This is a genomic window from Aquincola tertiaricarbonis (assembly GCF_000969605.1).
Taxonomy (GTDB): domain Bacteria; phylum Pseudomonadota; class Gammaproteobacteria; order Burkholderiales; family Burkholderiaceae_C; genus Aquincola; species Aquincola tertiaricarbonis.
Map to the genome: position 1 here is coordinate 148,351 of NZ_JZUE01000008.1, position 14,656 is coordinate 163,006.

A 14,656-nucleotide genomic window follows, 5' to 3' on the forward strand; every position below is an offset into this window, starting at 1 on the left:
GTTGTGACAACGCTCGATGGATCAGCGCGGTTGGCGACCGGCCAGCAACTGGCTCAGGCGTGCGCCTTGCTGCGCATAAACGCCGCCTGTGAAGCGGAACGTGCCGAAGAAATGCACCAGGGCGGCATGGTGGATGTCGCTGCCGGGCAACCAGAACGGATAGCGGTCCACCGGCAACACGATGGAATCGCGGGCGTTGGCGGCCATGAAGTTGCAGGCCACCTGTTCGGAACCCCAGGTGTGCCACTTCGGCGCGCCCAGCAGGCTTTCCATCGCGCCGGAAAAGCGCGCGATGCGGTCCAGCGACAAGGTGCCCGGCGGGAAGCCGGTGAAGCCCGCGCAGCCCCGCACGTACTGCGTGCCCAGGTCGGCCGGCAGCTGCACCAGCGCGCGTTCGGCCGCGTTCTGTACATGGTCGGAGTCGTACTGCGCGGCGTATTCGGAGGCGGCCGCCAGCGTCACCGGATGCGTGCCCGACTTGGTGCCCAGGGTGAACGGCCGCTGCGACTGCACGCAGGCGATCACCTCGTCCGGCCGGCGCAGGGTGAGCGTGTCGGAATCGAGCTGGATGACGTAGTGCTGCTGGTTCTGCCGCGTGAGCGTGGCGAAGCGCTCCCAGGCGCCGCCGCGCGGCAGGCCCGGCGCGGCGGCGTCAGGCGTCTTGATGAACTCCACGTTGCCCAGGTGGTGCGCCAGGCGCGCGCGATCGTCGGGGCGCAGGCCGTCGTCCACCAGCACGAAGCCGCGCGGGCGCAGGTGCTGGGCGAAGCTCTTGGCGGCCAGCATCAGCATGGTCGTGTCGGGGTGGTAGACCTGGCTGACGATGACGACGTTGCTGTCGGGGTCGCATTGCAGCGGCGGCGTGCGGTCGATGCCGGAACACCTGAAGTTGAACCATCGCTTGTGCAGCCGCTGACGAAAGTAGGAGAGCATGTAACCGGTCCTGATGACTTCTGAATTCTGTGTGGCGGCTCAGACGGCGGGCTTCCAGCCCAGCGTGGCGGCCAGCATGTACGCCGCCGGCTTGACGCGCCAGGGGCAGGCGCGCAGCGCCTTGAGCATGGACTGCAGGCCGATGCGGCGGCTGCCGCCGGCCAGGTGCGACAGGCCAAATTCCACGTGGTAGCGCGCCAGCTGCTGGCGGAAGGCGCTTTCGCTGACCTGGCGGCCGTCGGCACTGGCCAGGCCCCAGCGGTGAGCCGTGCGCTGCAGCAGCTCGGTGCGGTAGTCCACCGGCCGCACCACCCGGTTGCCCTGCTGGCGGTGCTGGCGGTACAGCGTGTGCACTTCGCGCAGCTTGAGGAAGGGATGCCGGCGCGAGATGCGCAGCCACAGCTCCCAGTCCTCGCTGTAGGGCAGGGTCTCGTCGAACAGGCCGCAATCGCGGAACACGCTGGCGCGGAACATGGCGCTGCTGGTCAGCATCCAGCAGTCCAGCAGGAACTGGTGGTAGATCCAGCCCGAGAACGCAGGATCGGGGCCGCTGCCGCTGGCCGAACGGTCCAGGCTGGCGGGCGAGGGGAAGGCGGCGCCTTCGGCCGGCCGCTGCCAGGGCATGAAGCTGCCGTACACCACGCCCACCTCGGGCCGCGCCTGCAGCGCCGCCACCTGCACGGCCAGCTTGTCCGGGAACCAGTAGTCGTCGTGGTCCAGCAGGCACACGAATTCACCGCGGGCGATGCGCAGGCCGTGATTGCGTGCGGCGCACACGCCGGCATTGGCCTGCGGCACCACCGTCAGCCGCGGGCCCCAGGCGGCCAGGCGCTCCAGCGTGCCGTCGGTGGAGCCGTCGTCGATGACGATCAGCTCGACCGCGGGATGCGTCTGCGCCAGCACGCTGGCCACCGTCTCGTCGATGTAGGCGGCGCAGTTGTAGGTGGGCACGATGACGCTCACCAGCGGCGGCGCGGCATCGGTCACGGTGGGCGACGGCGGCTGCATGGTCAGGCGATGCGGAACTCGGGCGCATGCGCCCGCAGCCACAACTCCAGCATGGTGAGGATCCACACCATTTCGCCGTAGTAGCCGGGATGGGCGGGCAGGTGCTGCGTCATCAGCGCATCCAGGAAGGGCTGGCGCACCAGGTTGCGCGTGCCCAGGCTGCCCAGCGCGTCGGCGGCCAGCCGTTGCAGGCCGGCATGGCGCTGCGTCCACACGCCGAAGGGCAGGCCGAAGCCCTGCTTCTTCTTGGTGATGATCTCGTCGGGCAGGAAGCCGCGCAGCGCTTCCTTGAAGAACCAGCGCAGCTTCAGGCCGCGCAGCTTGTAGTCGGTGGGCAGCCGCAGGGAGAAGTCCACCAGCGCGCTGTCCAGCATCGGGAAGGCCACGGCCAGCCCGGCCAGCCGCGTGGTGCCGCACACCTTGGGCAGGTCGGTCTCGGCCAGGGTGTAGCGCCAGTCGAAGGCCAGCTGGCGGTTGAGCAGGCTGTGGGTGCGCGCCTCGCGCCACACGCCGGCCTGATCGCGCATCGGGCCTTCCACGTCCACCGCGGCGCGGAAGGCGGGCGTCAGCACGTCGTCCAGGCCCAGGCGCAGCAGCAGGTTGTAGGTTTCCAGGCGCTGCGGCAGCGGCTGGCGCGCCTGGTCCACGTAGCTGGCGGCCTTGCGCGCCAGCGGCAGGCGGCGGGCGGCCCCGGTGCCCAGCGCCGGCTCGATCAGCGCGGCGCGCAGGCCCGCCGGCACGGCGCCGTACCAGTTGAACACCCGCTGCTTGGCATAGCGCACGTTGCCGCCGAACAGCTCGTCGCCGCCGTCGCCGGCCAGGATGCGCGAGACGCCGTCGCGCCGGGCCATCAGCGCGCAGTAGTAGGCCGGCAGTGCCGACGAGTTGCCGAACGGCTGGTCGTAGGCGGCCGCCACCTCCGGCATGCTGCGCAGCAGGTCTTCCGGCGTCACGTAGTACTCGTGGTGGTCGGTGCCGAAGCGCTTGGCCGCAATGCGCGCGAACTCCATCTCGTCGTAACCCTCGGCGTCGAAGCCGATGGAATACGTGGACGCGCGCTGGCCGGTGGCCTCGGAGAGCATGCCGGCCACGGTGGAGCTGTCGGTGCCACCGCTCAGGAAACAGGCCGGCCGCTGCGGGTCGGCGCATCGCTGCACCGCCTGGCGCAGCAGGCCGCGGAATTCGTCGCGCAGGCTGTCGAAGCTGTGGCGCGGCGCGGGGCCGGCATCGACGAAATGCGGCACCCAGTAGGGCTGCACATGCACCGTGCGCCCGTCGTACACCGCGCAATGGCCGGGCGGTAGCCGGTGCACGCCCTGGTGCACCGTGCGCGGCGACGGAATGGCGTGGAAGTACAGGTAGTCGTACAGCGCCTGGGTGTCGAGCGAGTGCTGCGCGTCGGCGAGCAGGTGCGCCTGCTCGGCAAAGCGCAGCACGCCGTGGTCGATGCGCCAGCACAGCGTGCGCACGGCGAAGCGGTCCACCGCCAGGAACACCCGGCCGCCCTCCAGCGGCAGGGCCACGGCGAAGGCGCCGTCGGCCTTGGCCGCCGCGGTCAGCGGGTCGGCCGCCACGGCCGCACGCCATGCAGCGGCGCTGCCTTCGCGGGCCTGCAGGGCGGCCAACGCGGGGTCGCTGAAGGTCGGGTCGCCCAGCACGAGTGCGGCGGCGGAGGTGTCGGGGAGTACGGCGGACATGCTCGCGATGCGGTTCTTGGTGTTCAGGACTGGGCCGGCAGCGCACCGGGCAGGCGCAGCGAGGCGAGTGGCCGCTCCGCCACGCCGCGCGGCGTGGTGGGCATCAGCATCGGCCGCAGCGCGTCGGCATCGGCCGGCAGCTCCAGCGCGCGCAGGCGGGCGGCGACGGCTTTGCGCACGCGGTAGTCGCCCGCCGCGGGGTCGACCAGGTCGGCCAGCGAGAGCAGGGCATTGCCCTGCACCTCGGCGCCGTCAGTCGGCACCTGGCCGCCGCCCACCAGCAAATTGTTAAGCAGGCGCACACGGTCGGTGCCCGGCCGCACCGCAAGGAAGACCCCCGTCGGCCCCAACTCATTCACCAGGGTGTTGAAGGCCATGTGCAATTCGTTTGGCGCGGGGTACAGGCCCTCGGCGCCGAAGGAAACCAACCGCTGGTTCTCGCTGCCTGGTCCCTGCTGGATCACGTTGCCCACCACGACGGCTACGCCGCCGTTGGGAAACTCGAGCTCATAGCTAGCGTGGCCATCGGGGCCGTCTACCAGCCGGTTGTACGTCACCAGGTTGTCGCGCGCCCGGCTTTTCAGCAGGTGGCCGCTTTGCGCGCCCTGGAAATGGCTGCCTGTGACCACCAACCGGCCGATGGCACCAGCGTACACATGGTGGTTGCCGCCATCGGCGCGCAGGTGGCGGGTGAATTCGCAGCGCTCGATCACCACCTCAACGCCGGGATCGTTGCCGGCGAGCACGCCGCATTGGCTGTCGGAAAAGCGGCAGTCGGTGATGTGGACGCTGCCCGTCTCCACGCGGATGCCGGCGCCGTTCAAGCTGGGCACCTGCACGCCTTCGAAGTCGAAGCCTTCAACTCGGAACTGACGGCCGCGGGTGACGAACAAGCCCTTGCCCTGCGCGGCTGCACCGTCGGCCAGCAGGCGCACCCGGCCCCCCACTGCGCGCAGTTGCAAACGGCTCTGCGGCCAAAAGGCCACATCGCCGCGGTATTCGCCGGCATCCACCTCGATCAACATGTTGTCGGTAGCCATGCGGGCGGCCTGCGCCAGAGTGCGAACCGACCGGCTTGGCCCCACCTGTAGCGTGGTGGGCGGCACGTCGGCACGCTGCGCCCAGGCCGGCGCGCACAGCAGGGAGCCCAGTGCCAGCAGCGCATGGCGACGCTGCCGGGCGGATGACGGGTGGTGAGCCCTCGACATGTTTCGACCCCCAAGGGTGACTACGTTGGCTGCCTGGTGGCGGGCAGCGGCGGCACGCCTACCGGGTGCCGCGGGCCGGAGGAAGCGCCCTGGCGGGTGCCTCCGATCGCTGCGGATTGTCGGGCAACTCTTTTGGGGGAGCACCATCCCCCCCTCGAATCGAGCCGTCGGTGTGCGTTTTCACGGCTTTTGCTGTTGCTGCATCCGCAACGGGACGCCGGAATCGTGCAAGCAGGGGCTTGAGCTGGCGCGCCGCCGCCTCCCGCGCGGCGCCCAGGGCGCCGGCCACGGTGCGGGGGTTGTAGGCCACCAGGCCCCAGCGTTCACGCCGCTGCGTCATCCACTGCTGCTTGTATTTCTCGTCGCCGGCCAGGAAGTCGACCTCGCGCACGCGGTCGTGCTCCAGCACGTGGCGCATGAGCATCTCGGTGACCAGCGAGCCGAGCGAGTAGGCCTTGTGGGCCTCGTCGTAGGCCACCTTGTAGATCTCGGCGCGGCCACCAGCCACGATCCACAGCTGGGTGGCGACCGCCTGGCCGTTGAGCCGCGCCACGCCCAGCCGCAGCCAGCCGTGCTCCGCGCACATGCGCACCAGGCCGGGCATGAAGCCGGGATACGGCTCCTGCGGCTTCCAGCTGGAGGCGTACACGGTGTGATAGGCCTCGATGGCGCTGTCCAGCCGGTCGCCTCCGGTGACGATCTCCAGCGTGCCACCGTCGGCCTCGAACTTGCGGCCCATGCGCTTGCAGGTGCTGCGCAGGCCGGAGCTGCGTTGCTTCCAGTAGGTGTCCCAGTCCAGGCCTTCGCTGGGCAGGTACCAGTTGCCGAACGCGAAGTACGGGTGGCAATGCAGCCCGGCGGCGCGCAGGGCCTCCTGCAGCAGCGCATACGTGCGGCTGTCCGGGTCCATCGGCGCCAGCCGCATGGACGCGGGCCGGTGCTGGCGCACCACCGCGCGCAGGGCGTCGGCCAGCGGCTGCGCGGCCAGGTCGTCGGCCAGTGCCGGCGCGTGGAAGGTGGTGTAGTAGTTGCCCAGGCTGTCCAGCCGGCGCGGCTGGCCATCGGCCGCCTCGCGCCGCAGCAGCGGCAGCACCGCCCGTGTGCGGCCGTCGTGCTGCAGCAGCAGGAAGCCCGGCGTGCTGCCCGGTTCCTGCACCTGGGCGCAGAAGTTCTCGAACCAGGCGAGGCCGGCCTGCATGCCGTGCGCGGCGGCCTTGGCCGTCATCAGGGCGCGCGCGTCGTCCGGCAGCAGGCGCAGCTCGGTGATCCACGGGGTGTGCAGGTCAGGGGCGGTGGTAGGCATGCGCGGCGAGCGGTTCAGGGGCGGGGGAGCAGGCGCACAGGCGCAGGGGCGGACGGGCACTGACATGTCCTCACCCGGCCTGCAGGGCGGTCGACACGGTGTTCAGCAGCCAGTCCATCTGTGCATCGTCGATGGCCTGGTGGCAGGGCAGATGCACCAGCGCGCTGCGATAGCGGGTGGCCACCGGGCAGTCGCTGACGGCCATGTCGTCCCAGCGGCCCAGCGGCACGGCGCGGCGCTTGAGCGCTGGAAACTGCCGCTGTGGTGCCTGCAGCAGCAGCGGAAACATGTAGGGCACGGTGCCTTCGGGCAGCACGGGCTGCAGCGGCCGGGCGCCGGACCAGTGTCGGCTGGCCTCCACCCACTGGACGTAGCGGGCGCGTCGGCGCTCGGCCAAGCGCCGCGCATCCACATGGCGGCTCAGCCAGCGCGCGAAGCCCAGTGCCGGCCGGCCCAGCTGCCTGGCGTCGAACTGGCTGGACGGCCTGCCGTCGGCCACCAGCCGGTCGGCGTCGTCGGGCAGCGGGCGCGAGTCGTCCACCGGCTGCGGGGCGGGCAGGGCCGGCGCGCGCATGCGTTGCAGGGTGTGCCAGGCTGCGCGCAGTTCGGCCAGCGGCCCGGCACGATCCGGCAGGGCGGGCAGCGGCCGGCCGCTGTTGTCCCACAGCAGGCCGCCTTCGGGCAGCGGATGAAACTTGTACGAGCTGGCGATGCCGAAGCGGCCGTGCCCACCCAGGCCGGCGGCGCCCGGCGCCGGCGGGCCGCCGACCAGCACATGGGAGCAGTCCTCCACCAGCAGCGGCGCCACGTCGGGCCGGGCCGCCAGCAGCGGCGCCAGCGACTGCGCAAAGCCGAAGAAGTGCGCCGCGATCACCGCACGCACCGGCGGGCCGCCGGCGTCCAGGCGGGCCAGCAGGTCGGCCGCATCCAGGCGCAGGTCGTCGGCCAGGCGGTAGAAATGCACCGTCGCGCCGAGCGCCAGCGCGCCGTCGATCATCGTGCGGCAGTGGTACGCCGGTGCCAGCACCCGCGTGCCCGGGCCCACGCCGGCTGCGGCCAGCGCGGCATGCAGCGCATGGCGGCCGTAGGCATGGCTGCGCACCGAGGCGCCGGCCAAGCCAGGTGCGGGCCGGGGCGCGGCGCGCCAGCGCAGGTCGGCGCGGCGCAGCCAGGGCATCACCGGCACCGCAGCGGGCGGGAAGCCGCAGCCCGCGGGCACGAACTGCCGGATCTGCAGTGCTGCGGGTGTTGCTGCAGCGGCGTCGCCTGTCAGCGACGGGGCGGCGGCGCTCACGGGCGCCGTTCCTGACCGCGCGGGCGCCGCGGTAGCGGGCCGGCGCTGCCTGCCGGGCAGGTGTTCATCGACTTGCCGCGGCGCTGGCCGCCGAGGCGGGCAGCGCGGGTGCGGAGGCGGCCGCACGGCCGGGCAGCGGTGCGCCCGGCACCGGTTCCTGCCACTTGCCGGCTTCCACCAGCCGGGCCTTCAGGTCGCCCTTGGGGAAGTCCAGCGCCTGCGCCGCATGCGCCTGCTGCAGCGCGCGGTCCCAGATCTTCAGGTCGGCGAACACCATGCCGGCGTTGTAGTGGGTGAACGGATCGTCACCCGCGTTGTCCACCACGTAGTCCAGTTGCTGCACCGCGTCCTTGGTGCGGTCCCATTGATGCAGCCAGCTGGCGTAGATCATGCGCACGATCAGGTCGTCGGGCCGCCAGCGGATGGCACGGAAGAAGTAGCACTCCACCGAGAAGTCGGAGCCGGAAGTCTTCAGCGCCTTCTCGCGCAGGCTCAGGCGGTTGAGCGTGATCAGCGCGCGGTGGTGGTTGGGATAGGCCTTCAGCGTGTAGTCGATGTCCGCGCCGAAGCTGTTGAACATCGGCTTGATCAGGTCTTCCACGTTCGGCTGGAAGTGGCCGAACTCCACCGTACGCAGCATCTCGCGCTGGTTGCGATAGTCGAACGGCCCCACGTGGGTGGGGATGTACATCGGGCCGCAGCCCTGGCTGTTCATGATCTGGGCGTGGGCTGGCAGCGCCGAGGCGGCGGCGAGCACCACGGCCGCGGCCAGGCCGGCCAGGGAGGGCATGCGCGCCGGCGCGCGGTGAGCTGGGCGGGTGTTCATGCGTGTGTGCTCCTGTGGACGTCGGCCGCCGCGCCTGCGGTACAGGCGCCGGCCAGCCAGGCCGATGTGGCACTGGCCACTTCGGAACCATAGCGTCGATCCGAGAAGGTGTGGTCGGCCTCGGGCAAGTCCACGCGCTGCAGGCCGGGGCGCGCCATCGCGCCCTTCCATGCGGGCGCGCTGCCGGTGGTGTCGATGAATTCGCGGGCGGTGTAGTCGTCGCCGCTGACGAGCAGCAGCACCGGCCCGCCAAACCGATGCCAGGCCTGCGCCATGCGGTCCTGGTAACTGGCGGGGCCGGCTGCCACGCCGCCACGGCGCCAAGCAAGCCGGCCGCGCAGCGCGGTGGCCAGGTTGCCGGCCAGTTCGCGCGCGGCCTGGCGCCCCACGCCGCCGCTGGCCACCTTGCGCCAGAAGGCGCCGTCCAGCAGCCGGCGCAGGTAGTAATGCTTGACGTGCGTGGCCGCCAGGCTTTCCTGCGAGCGCACCCACGGGTTGGCCAGCGCCAGGCCGGCCACCCGCGGATCGGCGGTCTTCCGGCAGTACAGCAGGGCGGCCGAGGCGCCATCGCACAGGCCCCACAGCACCACCTGCCGCACCCCGGCTTCGCGGCACAAGGTGTCGATCGCGGCGGCGATGTCGTCGTCGATCTGCAGGAAGTCATGCAGCGCGCCGCTGCTGTCACCCATGCCGCGCGCGTCGAAGCGCAGCACCGCATGGCCCTGGCTGGCCAGTGCCCGTGCCAGCTCCACGAACTGCCGGTGCGCGCCCACGCGGTACTGCGGTCCGCCCACCACCACCAGCACGCCGGGCTTGGCGGGGGAGGGGGCCACGGCCGGCCGGGTGAGCACGCCCACCAGCTGCTCGCCCTGGCAGGCGAACACGATGGCGGTTTCGCGGTAGGGCAGCCCGGCCGTCATGCCCGCTGCTCCGCCTGCGGCGCGCCGGCCGTGGCCATCGCCGCCAGGGTGGCGTCGATCAGCGCGGGCGCATCCTCGATCTCGACCGTCTGCCAGAAGGCCGGGCCGCGCACGGCCGCCGCGTGTACCGGCACGCCGGCAGCACGCCACTTGTCGAGCGCCAGCGCGGAAGCGGGCGTGAGCGCCGGCTCGGCACGCGAGGTGACCTCCAGCCATCGCAGCGACGCGGTGCTTTCCAGCGGCTGCAAGATGGCAGCTTCCAGGCCGAGCGCCACCGCGGGCGGCAGCCGGTAGCCGGCCACATCCACCGCCTGGCCTTGTGCCAGCTGCTGCTTTAGCGCTGCGGTGGCGCCTTGCTGCTTGCCTTCGATCAGGTCGGCGGCCGCCTGCAGCCGCAGAAACTGTTGCAGCGCCTGCTTGCCGGCGATGACCGGCTGCCACAGCAGCAGTCCGCAGCCAGGGCCCAACGCCGCCGCCGCGGCGCCGGCCAGCAGCGCCCCGGTGCGCAGTCCCCACAGCCACAGCGGCAGGCCGGGATGGCGCGCCTGCAGCCAGCGCGCCGCCGCCAGCGCGTCCTCGATCCAGCCCTGCCAGCTGGCGTCGGCCAGCTCGCCGCTGCTGTCGCCGCAGCCGTGCAGGTCGATGCACAGCACCGCGTAGCCCTGCGCGGCCAAGGCACGCGACTGCATCGCCACCATGCGGCGGGACTTGTTCATCTCCTCGGCAAACGGCGGCAGGTACAGCACCGCGCCGCGCGCAGGCAGCGCGCCGGCCGGCGGATGGTGGATGCACAAGCGCGCACCGTCCGCATGCTCGACAGGAAGAAAGAAGGCTTCCATCGCGATCAGCGAGGCGGGCGCGACCCGATGCCGCGCCGGGCCGTCATGCGGCCAGCTTGCCGTCGACGAACTGAACCAGCGCACCAACGGTGGAGAAGGTGCTGCCGTCGATGTCGTCGTCGTCCACGGTAATGCCGAAATGCGTTTCCAGGCCGGCGATCAGCGACACCACGGCCATCGAGTCCAGCTCGGGCAGCGCACCCAGCAGCGGCGTGTCGAGGTCGAAGCCCGCGGCACGGCCTTGCAGGCCCAGCGTTTCGTCCAGCACGGCGAGCAGTTCGCTCTTCACATCCATCAGGGCACTCCGGGGGCTTGGTTCAGGGGGTCCAGCAGCGCGGCGATTCTAGGAGCCCATGCTTCCCCCAAACGGGTGGGTTCCGTGCCGGGCTGCGCATTCAGCGCAGGCGCAACGGCTGGGGACTGCCGGCGCCTGCATGCCATACTTTTTTCCATGCCTGACAGTCACTTGCTTCACGAACTGGTCCACGTCGCGGCGGCGCGCGACGGCGCGACGCCGGCCCTCACGCACGGCGCCGACACGCTGAGCTACGCCACGCTGGACGACGCGGTCCGCCGTTTCGCCGGCGGCGTGGTGCATGCGGGCCTGCAGCGCGGCGAGCGGGTGGGCATCTACCTGGAAAAGCGCTTCGAGACGGTGATCGCGAGCTTCGGCGCGCCCGCCGCGGGCGGCGTGATGGTGCCGATCAATCCGCTGCTGAAGGCGGAGCAGGCCGCCTTCATCCTGCAGGACTGCGACGTGCGGGTGCTGGTCACCTCGCCGGAGCGGCTGGCGGCGCTGGCGCCGGTGCTGGCCGGCTGCCCGGCGCTGCGCTGCGTGGTAGTCACCGGGACCGGCGCGCCGGCGGACCTGGCGCTGCCGCCGGGGGTCGCGCCGCTGTCGTGGACAGCGCTGCTGGAAGGGCCGCAGGCCGCGCCGCACCGGGTGGTCGACAGCGACATCACCGCCATCCTCTACACCTCCGGCTCCACCGGGCGGCCCAAGGGCGTGGTGCTGTCTCACCGCAACATGGTCGCGGGCGCCAAGAGCGTGGCCACCTACCTGGACAACCGGCCCTCCGACACCCTGCTGGCCGCGCTGCCGCTGTCGTTCGATGCAGGCTTTAGCCAGCTGACCACCGCCTTCCATGCCGGCGCGCGGGTGGTGCTTCTGAACTATCTGATGCCACGCGACGTGCTCAAGGCGATGGCCAAGGAACGCGTGACCGGCCTGACCGCCGTGCCGCCGCTCTACATCCAGCTCACGCAGCTGGAATGGCCGGCCGAGATCGACGGCCACCTGCGCTACTTCGCCAACACCGGCGGCCGGATGCCGCGCGAAACGCTGACCGCGCTGCGCCAGCGCGTGCCTTCGGCCAAGCCGTTCCTGATGTACGGCCTGACCGAAGCCTTCCGCTCGACCTACCTGCCGCCCGAGGAGGTGGACCGCCGGCCCGACTCCATCGGCAAGGCGATCCCGAATGCCGAGATCCTGGTGCTGCGCGACGACGGCACCGAGTGCAGCCCCGACGAGCCAGGCGAGCTGGTGCATCGCGGTGCGCTGGTGGGCCAGGGCTACTGGAACGACGCCGAGAAGACGGCGGAGCGCTACAAGCTGCTGCAGCCCGGCATCGGCGGCCGGCTGGGCGGTCTGCAGCTGCCCGAGTACGCGGTGTTTTCCGGCGACACGGTGCGCCGGGACGCCGAGGGCTTCCTGTACTTCATCGGCCGGCGCGACGAAATGATCAAGACCTCGGGCTACCGGGTGAGCCCGACCGAGGTGGAAGAGGTGCTGTACGCGACGAAGCTGGTGGGGGAATGCGCCGCCTTCGGCGTGGAGCACGCCGCGCTGGGCCAGGCCATCCAGGTGGTGGCCACCGCGCCGGACGGCAGCGAAGCTCTGGACGTGCCGGCGCTGCTGGCGCAGTGCCGTGTGCACATGCCGGCCTACATGGTGCCGGCCGGCGTGGTGCCGGTGGCCGGGCCGCTGCCGCGCAACCCGAACGGCAAGATCGACCGCAAGCTGCTGGCCGCGCGCTGGGCCGAGCAGGCGCTGTAGCCAGGCCGCGCGGTCAGACCTTGTAGTAGTCCCGGTACCACGCGACGAAGCGCCGCACGCCTTCGTCCACCGAGGTGGCGGGCGTGAAGCCGGTCCAGGCCTCCAGCTCGGACACGTCGGCGTAGGTGGCTGGCACGTCGCCGGGCTGGATGTCGCGCAGCTCCTTGATCGCCTCGCGGCCGGTGTGGCGCTCGATGGCGGCGATGAAGTCCATCAGCGGCACCGGCTGGTGGTTGCCGATGTTGAACACCCGGTACGGCGCATGGCTGGCGGCGGGGTCGGCCTGGCCGCGGTCGTAAGCCGGATCGGCGGCCGGCGGCTTGTCCAGCGTGCGCACCACGCCTTCGGCGATGTCGTCGATGTAGGTGAAGTCGCGCACCATCCGCCCGTGGTTGAACACCTGGATCGGCTCGCCTGCCAGGATGGCGCGGGTGAACAGGAACAGCGCCATGTCCGGCCGGCCCCAGGGTCCGTAGACGGTGAAGAAGCGCAGCCCCGTGGTCGGCAGGTTGAACAGGTGGCTGTAGGTGTGGGCCATCAGCTCGTTGGCCTTCTTGGTGGCCGCATAGAGGCTCACCGGATGGTCCACGCCGTGGTGCTCCGAGAACGGCATCACCGTGTTGCCGCCGTACACGCTGGAGCTGGAGGCGTACACCAGGTGCTGCACGCCGTGGTGTCGGCAGCCTTCCAGGATGTTGGTGAAGCCCACCAGGTTGCTGTCGACGTAGGCATGCGGGTCGACCAGCGAATGGCGCACGCCGGCCTGCGCGGCCAGGTGCACCACGCGGTCGAACTTCTCCTGGGCGAACAGGGCGGGCATGCCGCTGCGGTCGGCCACGTCCAGCTGCTGGAAGCGGAAGCCGGGCTGGTCCTGCAGCGTCGCCAGGCGGTCGCGCTTGAGCTGGGGGTCGTAGTAGGCGTTAAGGTTGTCGATGCCGACCACCTCGTCGCCCTGCGCCAGCAGCAGGCGGGCGACGTGGGCGCCTATGAAGCCGGCGGCGCCGGTGAGCAGGATCTTGGGCATGGTTTGTGGAGGAGTGCCGGCCTGGGTGTGGCCGTTGTGTGGCTATTCTGAGCCAAGTCCTCTTACGCTCCGGCGCTTGAGTCCGGGCCGCCGCTGCGCAGGCACGCGGCATGCGTGTCACGCCACACAGGCAGAATCCAGTCAGTTGACGGGCCGCGGGCCCGATTCAGGGAGAGAAGAAGCATGAAGATCACCGTCGTTGGCGCCGGTTACGTGGGTTTGGTCACAGGCGCCTGCCTGGCCGAGATGGGCAACCACGTGGTGTGCCTGGATGTGGACGCACGCAAGATCGCGATGCTCCAGCGCGGGGAGATCCCCATCCATGAGCCGGGCCTGGACGCCGTCGTGCAGCGCAATGCCGCGGCCGGCCGGCTGCAGTTCACCACCGACGTGGCCGCCGCCGTGGGCCATGGCACCCTGCAGTTCATCGGCGTGGGCACCCCGCCGGACGAGGACGGCTCCGCCGACCTGCAGTACGTGCTGGCTGCCGCCCGCAACATCGGCCGCCACATGACCGACTACAAGGTCGTGGTCGACAAGAGCACCGTGCCCGTGGGCACCGCCGACAAGGTGCGCGCCGCCATCGCCGAGGAGCTGGCCGCCCGCAACCTGCAGATGGACTACGCGGTGGTGAGCAACCCCGAATTCCTGAAGGAAGGTGCGGCGGTCGACGACTTCATGCGGCCCGACCGCGTGGTGGTGGGCTCCGACGACGAACGCGCCAGCCTGCTGATGCGCGCCGTGTACGCACCCTTCATGCGCAACCACGACAAGCTGATCGTGATGGACGTGCGCAGCGCCGAATTCACCAAGTACGCCGCCAACGCGATGCTGGCCACCCGCATCAGCTTCATGAACGAGCTGGCGCTGCTGGCCGAGCGCGTGGGCGCCGACATCGAGCTGGTGCGCAAGGGCATCGGCAGCGATCCGCGCATCGGCACGCACTTCCTGTACGCGGGTGCTGGCTATGGCGGCTCCTGCTTCCCGAAGGATGTGAAGGCGCTGATCCACATTGGCGCCGACAACGGCGTGCCGCTGCAGGTGCTCAATGCGGTGGAAGCCGCCAACGAGCGCCAGAAGCATGTGCTGGTCGAGCGCGTGACCGCGCGCTTCGGTGAAGACCTGAGCGGCCGCACGCTGGCCGTTTGGGGCCTGGCCTTCAAGCCCAACACCGACGACATGCGCGAGGCGCCCAGCCGCGTGGTGATCGCCGAGCTGGTCAAGCGCGGCGCCAAGATCCAGGCTTACGACCCCGTGGCGATGGAGGAGGCCAAGCGCGTGCTGGAAGGCGTGCCGGGCGTGAGCTTCGTCGCTGGCCAGCAGGCCGCGCTGGAAGGCGCCGACGCGCTGCTGATCGTCACGGAATGGAAGGAATTCCGTAACCCGGACTTCGAGTTCATCAAGGCGACGCTCAAGCAGCCGGTGATCTTCGACGGCCGCAACCTCTACGAGCCAGCGCTGATGAAGGCCTTCGGCCTCGAGTACCTGGCCATCGGCCGCGCCGCCGCCTTGCCGGCCAGCGCCTGAGCCTTTCCGTTCCTGCAGTTG

The 14,656-nt window shown here is 70.9% G+C and carries 13 protein-coding genes; 2 read left to right on the forward strand and 11 right to left on the reverse strand.

Features of this window, described 5'->3' with window-relative positions:
- Positions 1-21: 21 nt before the first annotated feature.
- The 10 genes from VO99_RS11780 to VO99_RS11825 form a co-directional block, all read right to left on the reverse strand.
- On the reverse strand, positions 22-933 hold the full coding sequence (locus tag VO99_RS11780; protein ID WP_046113046.1) for a hypothetical protein: 912 nt from the start codon (positions 931-933) through the stop codon (positions 22-24).
- 39 nt (positions 934-972) lie between these two features.
- Complete coding sequence (locus VO99_RS11785) at positions 973-1,941, reverse strand: glycosyltransferase family 2 protein (protein WP_046113047.1); 969 nt, start codon at positions 1,939-1,941, stop codon at positions 973-975.
- A 2-nt stretch (positions 1,942-1,943) separates the two neighbouring features.
- Positions 1,944-3,638 carry an asparagine synthetase B family protein gene (locus VO99_RS11790; protein ID WP_046113048.1) on the reverse strand — a complete coding sequence of 565 codons (1,695 nt, stop codon included), beginning with the start codon at positions 3,636-3,638 and terminating at the stop codon, positions 1,944-1,946.
- A gap of 23 nt (positions 3,639-3,661) precedes the next feature.
- The gene (locus tag VO99_RS11795) at positions 3,662-4,744 is read right to left on the reverse strand and encodes a right-handed parallel beta-helix repeat-containing protein (protein WP_198156931.1); all 1,083 of its coding nucleotides are present in this window, start codon (positions 4,742-4,744) and stop codon (positions 3,662-3,664) included.
- Positions 4,745-4,904: 160 nt separating this feature from the next.
- Positions 4,905-6,149 carry a GNAT family N-acetyltransferase gene (locus tag VO99_RS11800; protein ID WP_052736283.1) on the reverse strand — a complete coding sequence of 415 codons (1,245 nt, stop codon included), beginning with the start codon at positions 6,147-6,149 and terminating at the stop codon, positions 4,905-4,907.
- 70 nt (positions 6,150-6,219) lie between these two features.
- On the reverse strand, positions 6,220-7,443 hold the full coding sequence (locus tag VO99_RS11805) for a DegT/DnrJ/EryC1/StrS family aminotransferase (protein WP_046113049.1): 1,224 nt from the start codon (positions 7,441-7,443) through the stop codon (positions 6,220-6,222).
- A gap of 64 nt (positions 7,444-7,507) precedes the next feature.
- Complete coding sequence (locus VO99_RS11810; protein ID WP_157039542.1) at positions 7,508-8,269, reverse strand: tetratricopeptide repeat protein; 762 nt, start codon at positions 8,267-8,269, stop codon at positions 7,508-7,510.
- Entirely contained in the window at positions 8,266-9,189 is a 924-nt protein-coding gene (locus VO99_RS11815; RefSeq protein WP_046113050.1) for a hydrolase 1, exosortase A system-associated, read from the reverse strand. Before VO99_RS11815 ends, VO99_RS11810 begins: the two co-directional genes overlap by 4 nt.
- Positions 9,186-10,028 (reverse strand): hydrolase 2, exosortase A system-associated, encoded by an 843-nt coding sequence (locus VO99_RS11820; RefSeq protein WP_046113051.1) that lies wholly within the window; start codon positions 10,026-10,028, stop codon positions 9,186-9,188. Before VO99_RS11820 ends, VO99_RS11815 begins: the two co-directional genes overlap by 4 nt.
- A gap of 43 nt (positions 10,029-10,071) precedes the next feature.
- Complete coding sequence (locus VO99_RS11825; protein WP_046113052.1) at positions 10,072-10,323, reverse strand: acyl carrier protein; 252 nt, start codon at positions 10,321-10,323, stop codon at positions 10,072-10,074.
- Positions 10,324-10,479: 156 nt separating this feature from the next.
- Between VO99_RS11825 and VO99_RS11830 the strand changes: the two genes are divergently transcribed.
- Positions 10,480-12,084 carry an acyl-CoA ligase (AMP-forming), exosortase A system-associated gene (locus VO99_RS11830; RefSeq protein WP_046113053.1) on the forward strand — a complete coding sequence of 535 codons (1,605 nt, stop codon included), beginning with the start codon at positions 10,480-10,482 and terminating at the stop codon, positions 12,082-12,084.
- A 13-nt stretch (positions 12,085-12,097) separates the two neighbouring features.
- Here the strand turns inward: VO99_RS11830 and VO99_RS11835 are convergent, their stop codons facing one another.
- Positions 12,098-13,108, reverse strand: coding sequence for an NAD-dependent epimerase (locus VO99_RS11835; protein WP_046113054.1), 1,011 nt, complete (start codon positions 13,106-13,108; stop codon positions 12,098-12,100).
- Positions 13,109-13,291: 183 nt separating this feature from the next.
- Here VO99_RS11835 and VO99_RS11840 point away from each other — a divergent pair, with 183 nt between their 5' ends.
- Positions 13,292-14,635 carry a UDP-glucose dehydrogenase family protein gene (locus VO99_RS11840; protein WP_046113055.1) on the forward strand — a complete coding sequence of 448 codons (1,344 nt, stop codon included), beginning with the start codon at positions 13,292-13,294 and terminating at the stop codon, positions 14,633-14,635.
- Positions 14,636-14,656 lie beyond the last annotated feature (21 nt).

What these genes read in the sequence shown, in the direction of transcription:
- VO99_RS11810 (WP_157039542.1), bottom strand. Translation starts at nt 8,269, where the DNA reads ATGAACACCCGCCCAGCTCACCGCGCGCCGGCGCGCATGCCCTCCCTG.
- VO99_RS11785 (WP_046113047.1), bottom strand. Translation starts at nt 1,941, where the DNA reads ATGCAGCCGCCGTCGCCCACCGTGACCGATGCCGCGCCGCCGCTGGTG.
- VO99_RS11840 (WP_046113055.1), top strand. Translation starts at nt 13,292, where the DNA reads ATGAAGATCACCGTCGTTGGCGCCGGTTACGTGGGTTTGGTCACAGGC.
- VO99_RS11820 (WP_046113051.1), bottom strand. Translation starts at nt 10,028, where the DNA reads ATGGAAGCCTTCTTTCTTCCTGTCGAGCATGCGGACGGTGCGCGCTTG.
- VO99_RS11830 (WP_046113053.1), top strand. Translation starts at nt 10,480, where the DNA reads ATGCCTGACAGTCACTTGCTTCACGAACTGGTCCACGTCGCGGCGGCG.
- VO99_RS11815 (WP_046113050.1), bottom strand. Translation starts at nt 9,189, where the DNA reads ATGACGGCCGGGCTGCCCTACCGCGAAACCGCCATCGTGTTCGCCTGC.
- VO99_RS11800 (WP_052736283.1), bottom strand. Translation starts at nt 6,149, where the DNA reads ATGCCTACCACCGCCCCTGACCTGCACACCCCGTGGATCACCGAGCTG.
- VO99_RS11790 (WP_046113048.1), bottom strand. Translation starts at nt 3,638, where the DNA reads ATGTCCGCCGTACTCCCCGACACCTCCGCCGCCGCACTCGTGCTGGGC.
- VO99_RS11780 (WP_046113046.1), bottom strand. Translation starts at nt 933, where the DNA reads ATGCTCTCCTACTTTCGTCAGCGGCTGCACAAGCGATGGTTCAACTTC.
- VO99_RS11825 (WP_046113052.1), bottom strand. Translation starts at nt 10,323, where the DNA reads ATGGATGTGAAGAGCGAACTGCTCGCCGTGCTGGACGAAACGCTGGGC.
- VO99_RS11835 (WP_046113054.1), bottom strand. Translation starts at nt 13,108, where the DNA reads ATGCCCAAGATCCTGCTCACCGGCGCCGCCGGCTTCATAGGCGCCCAC.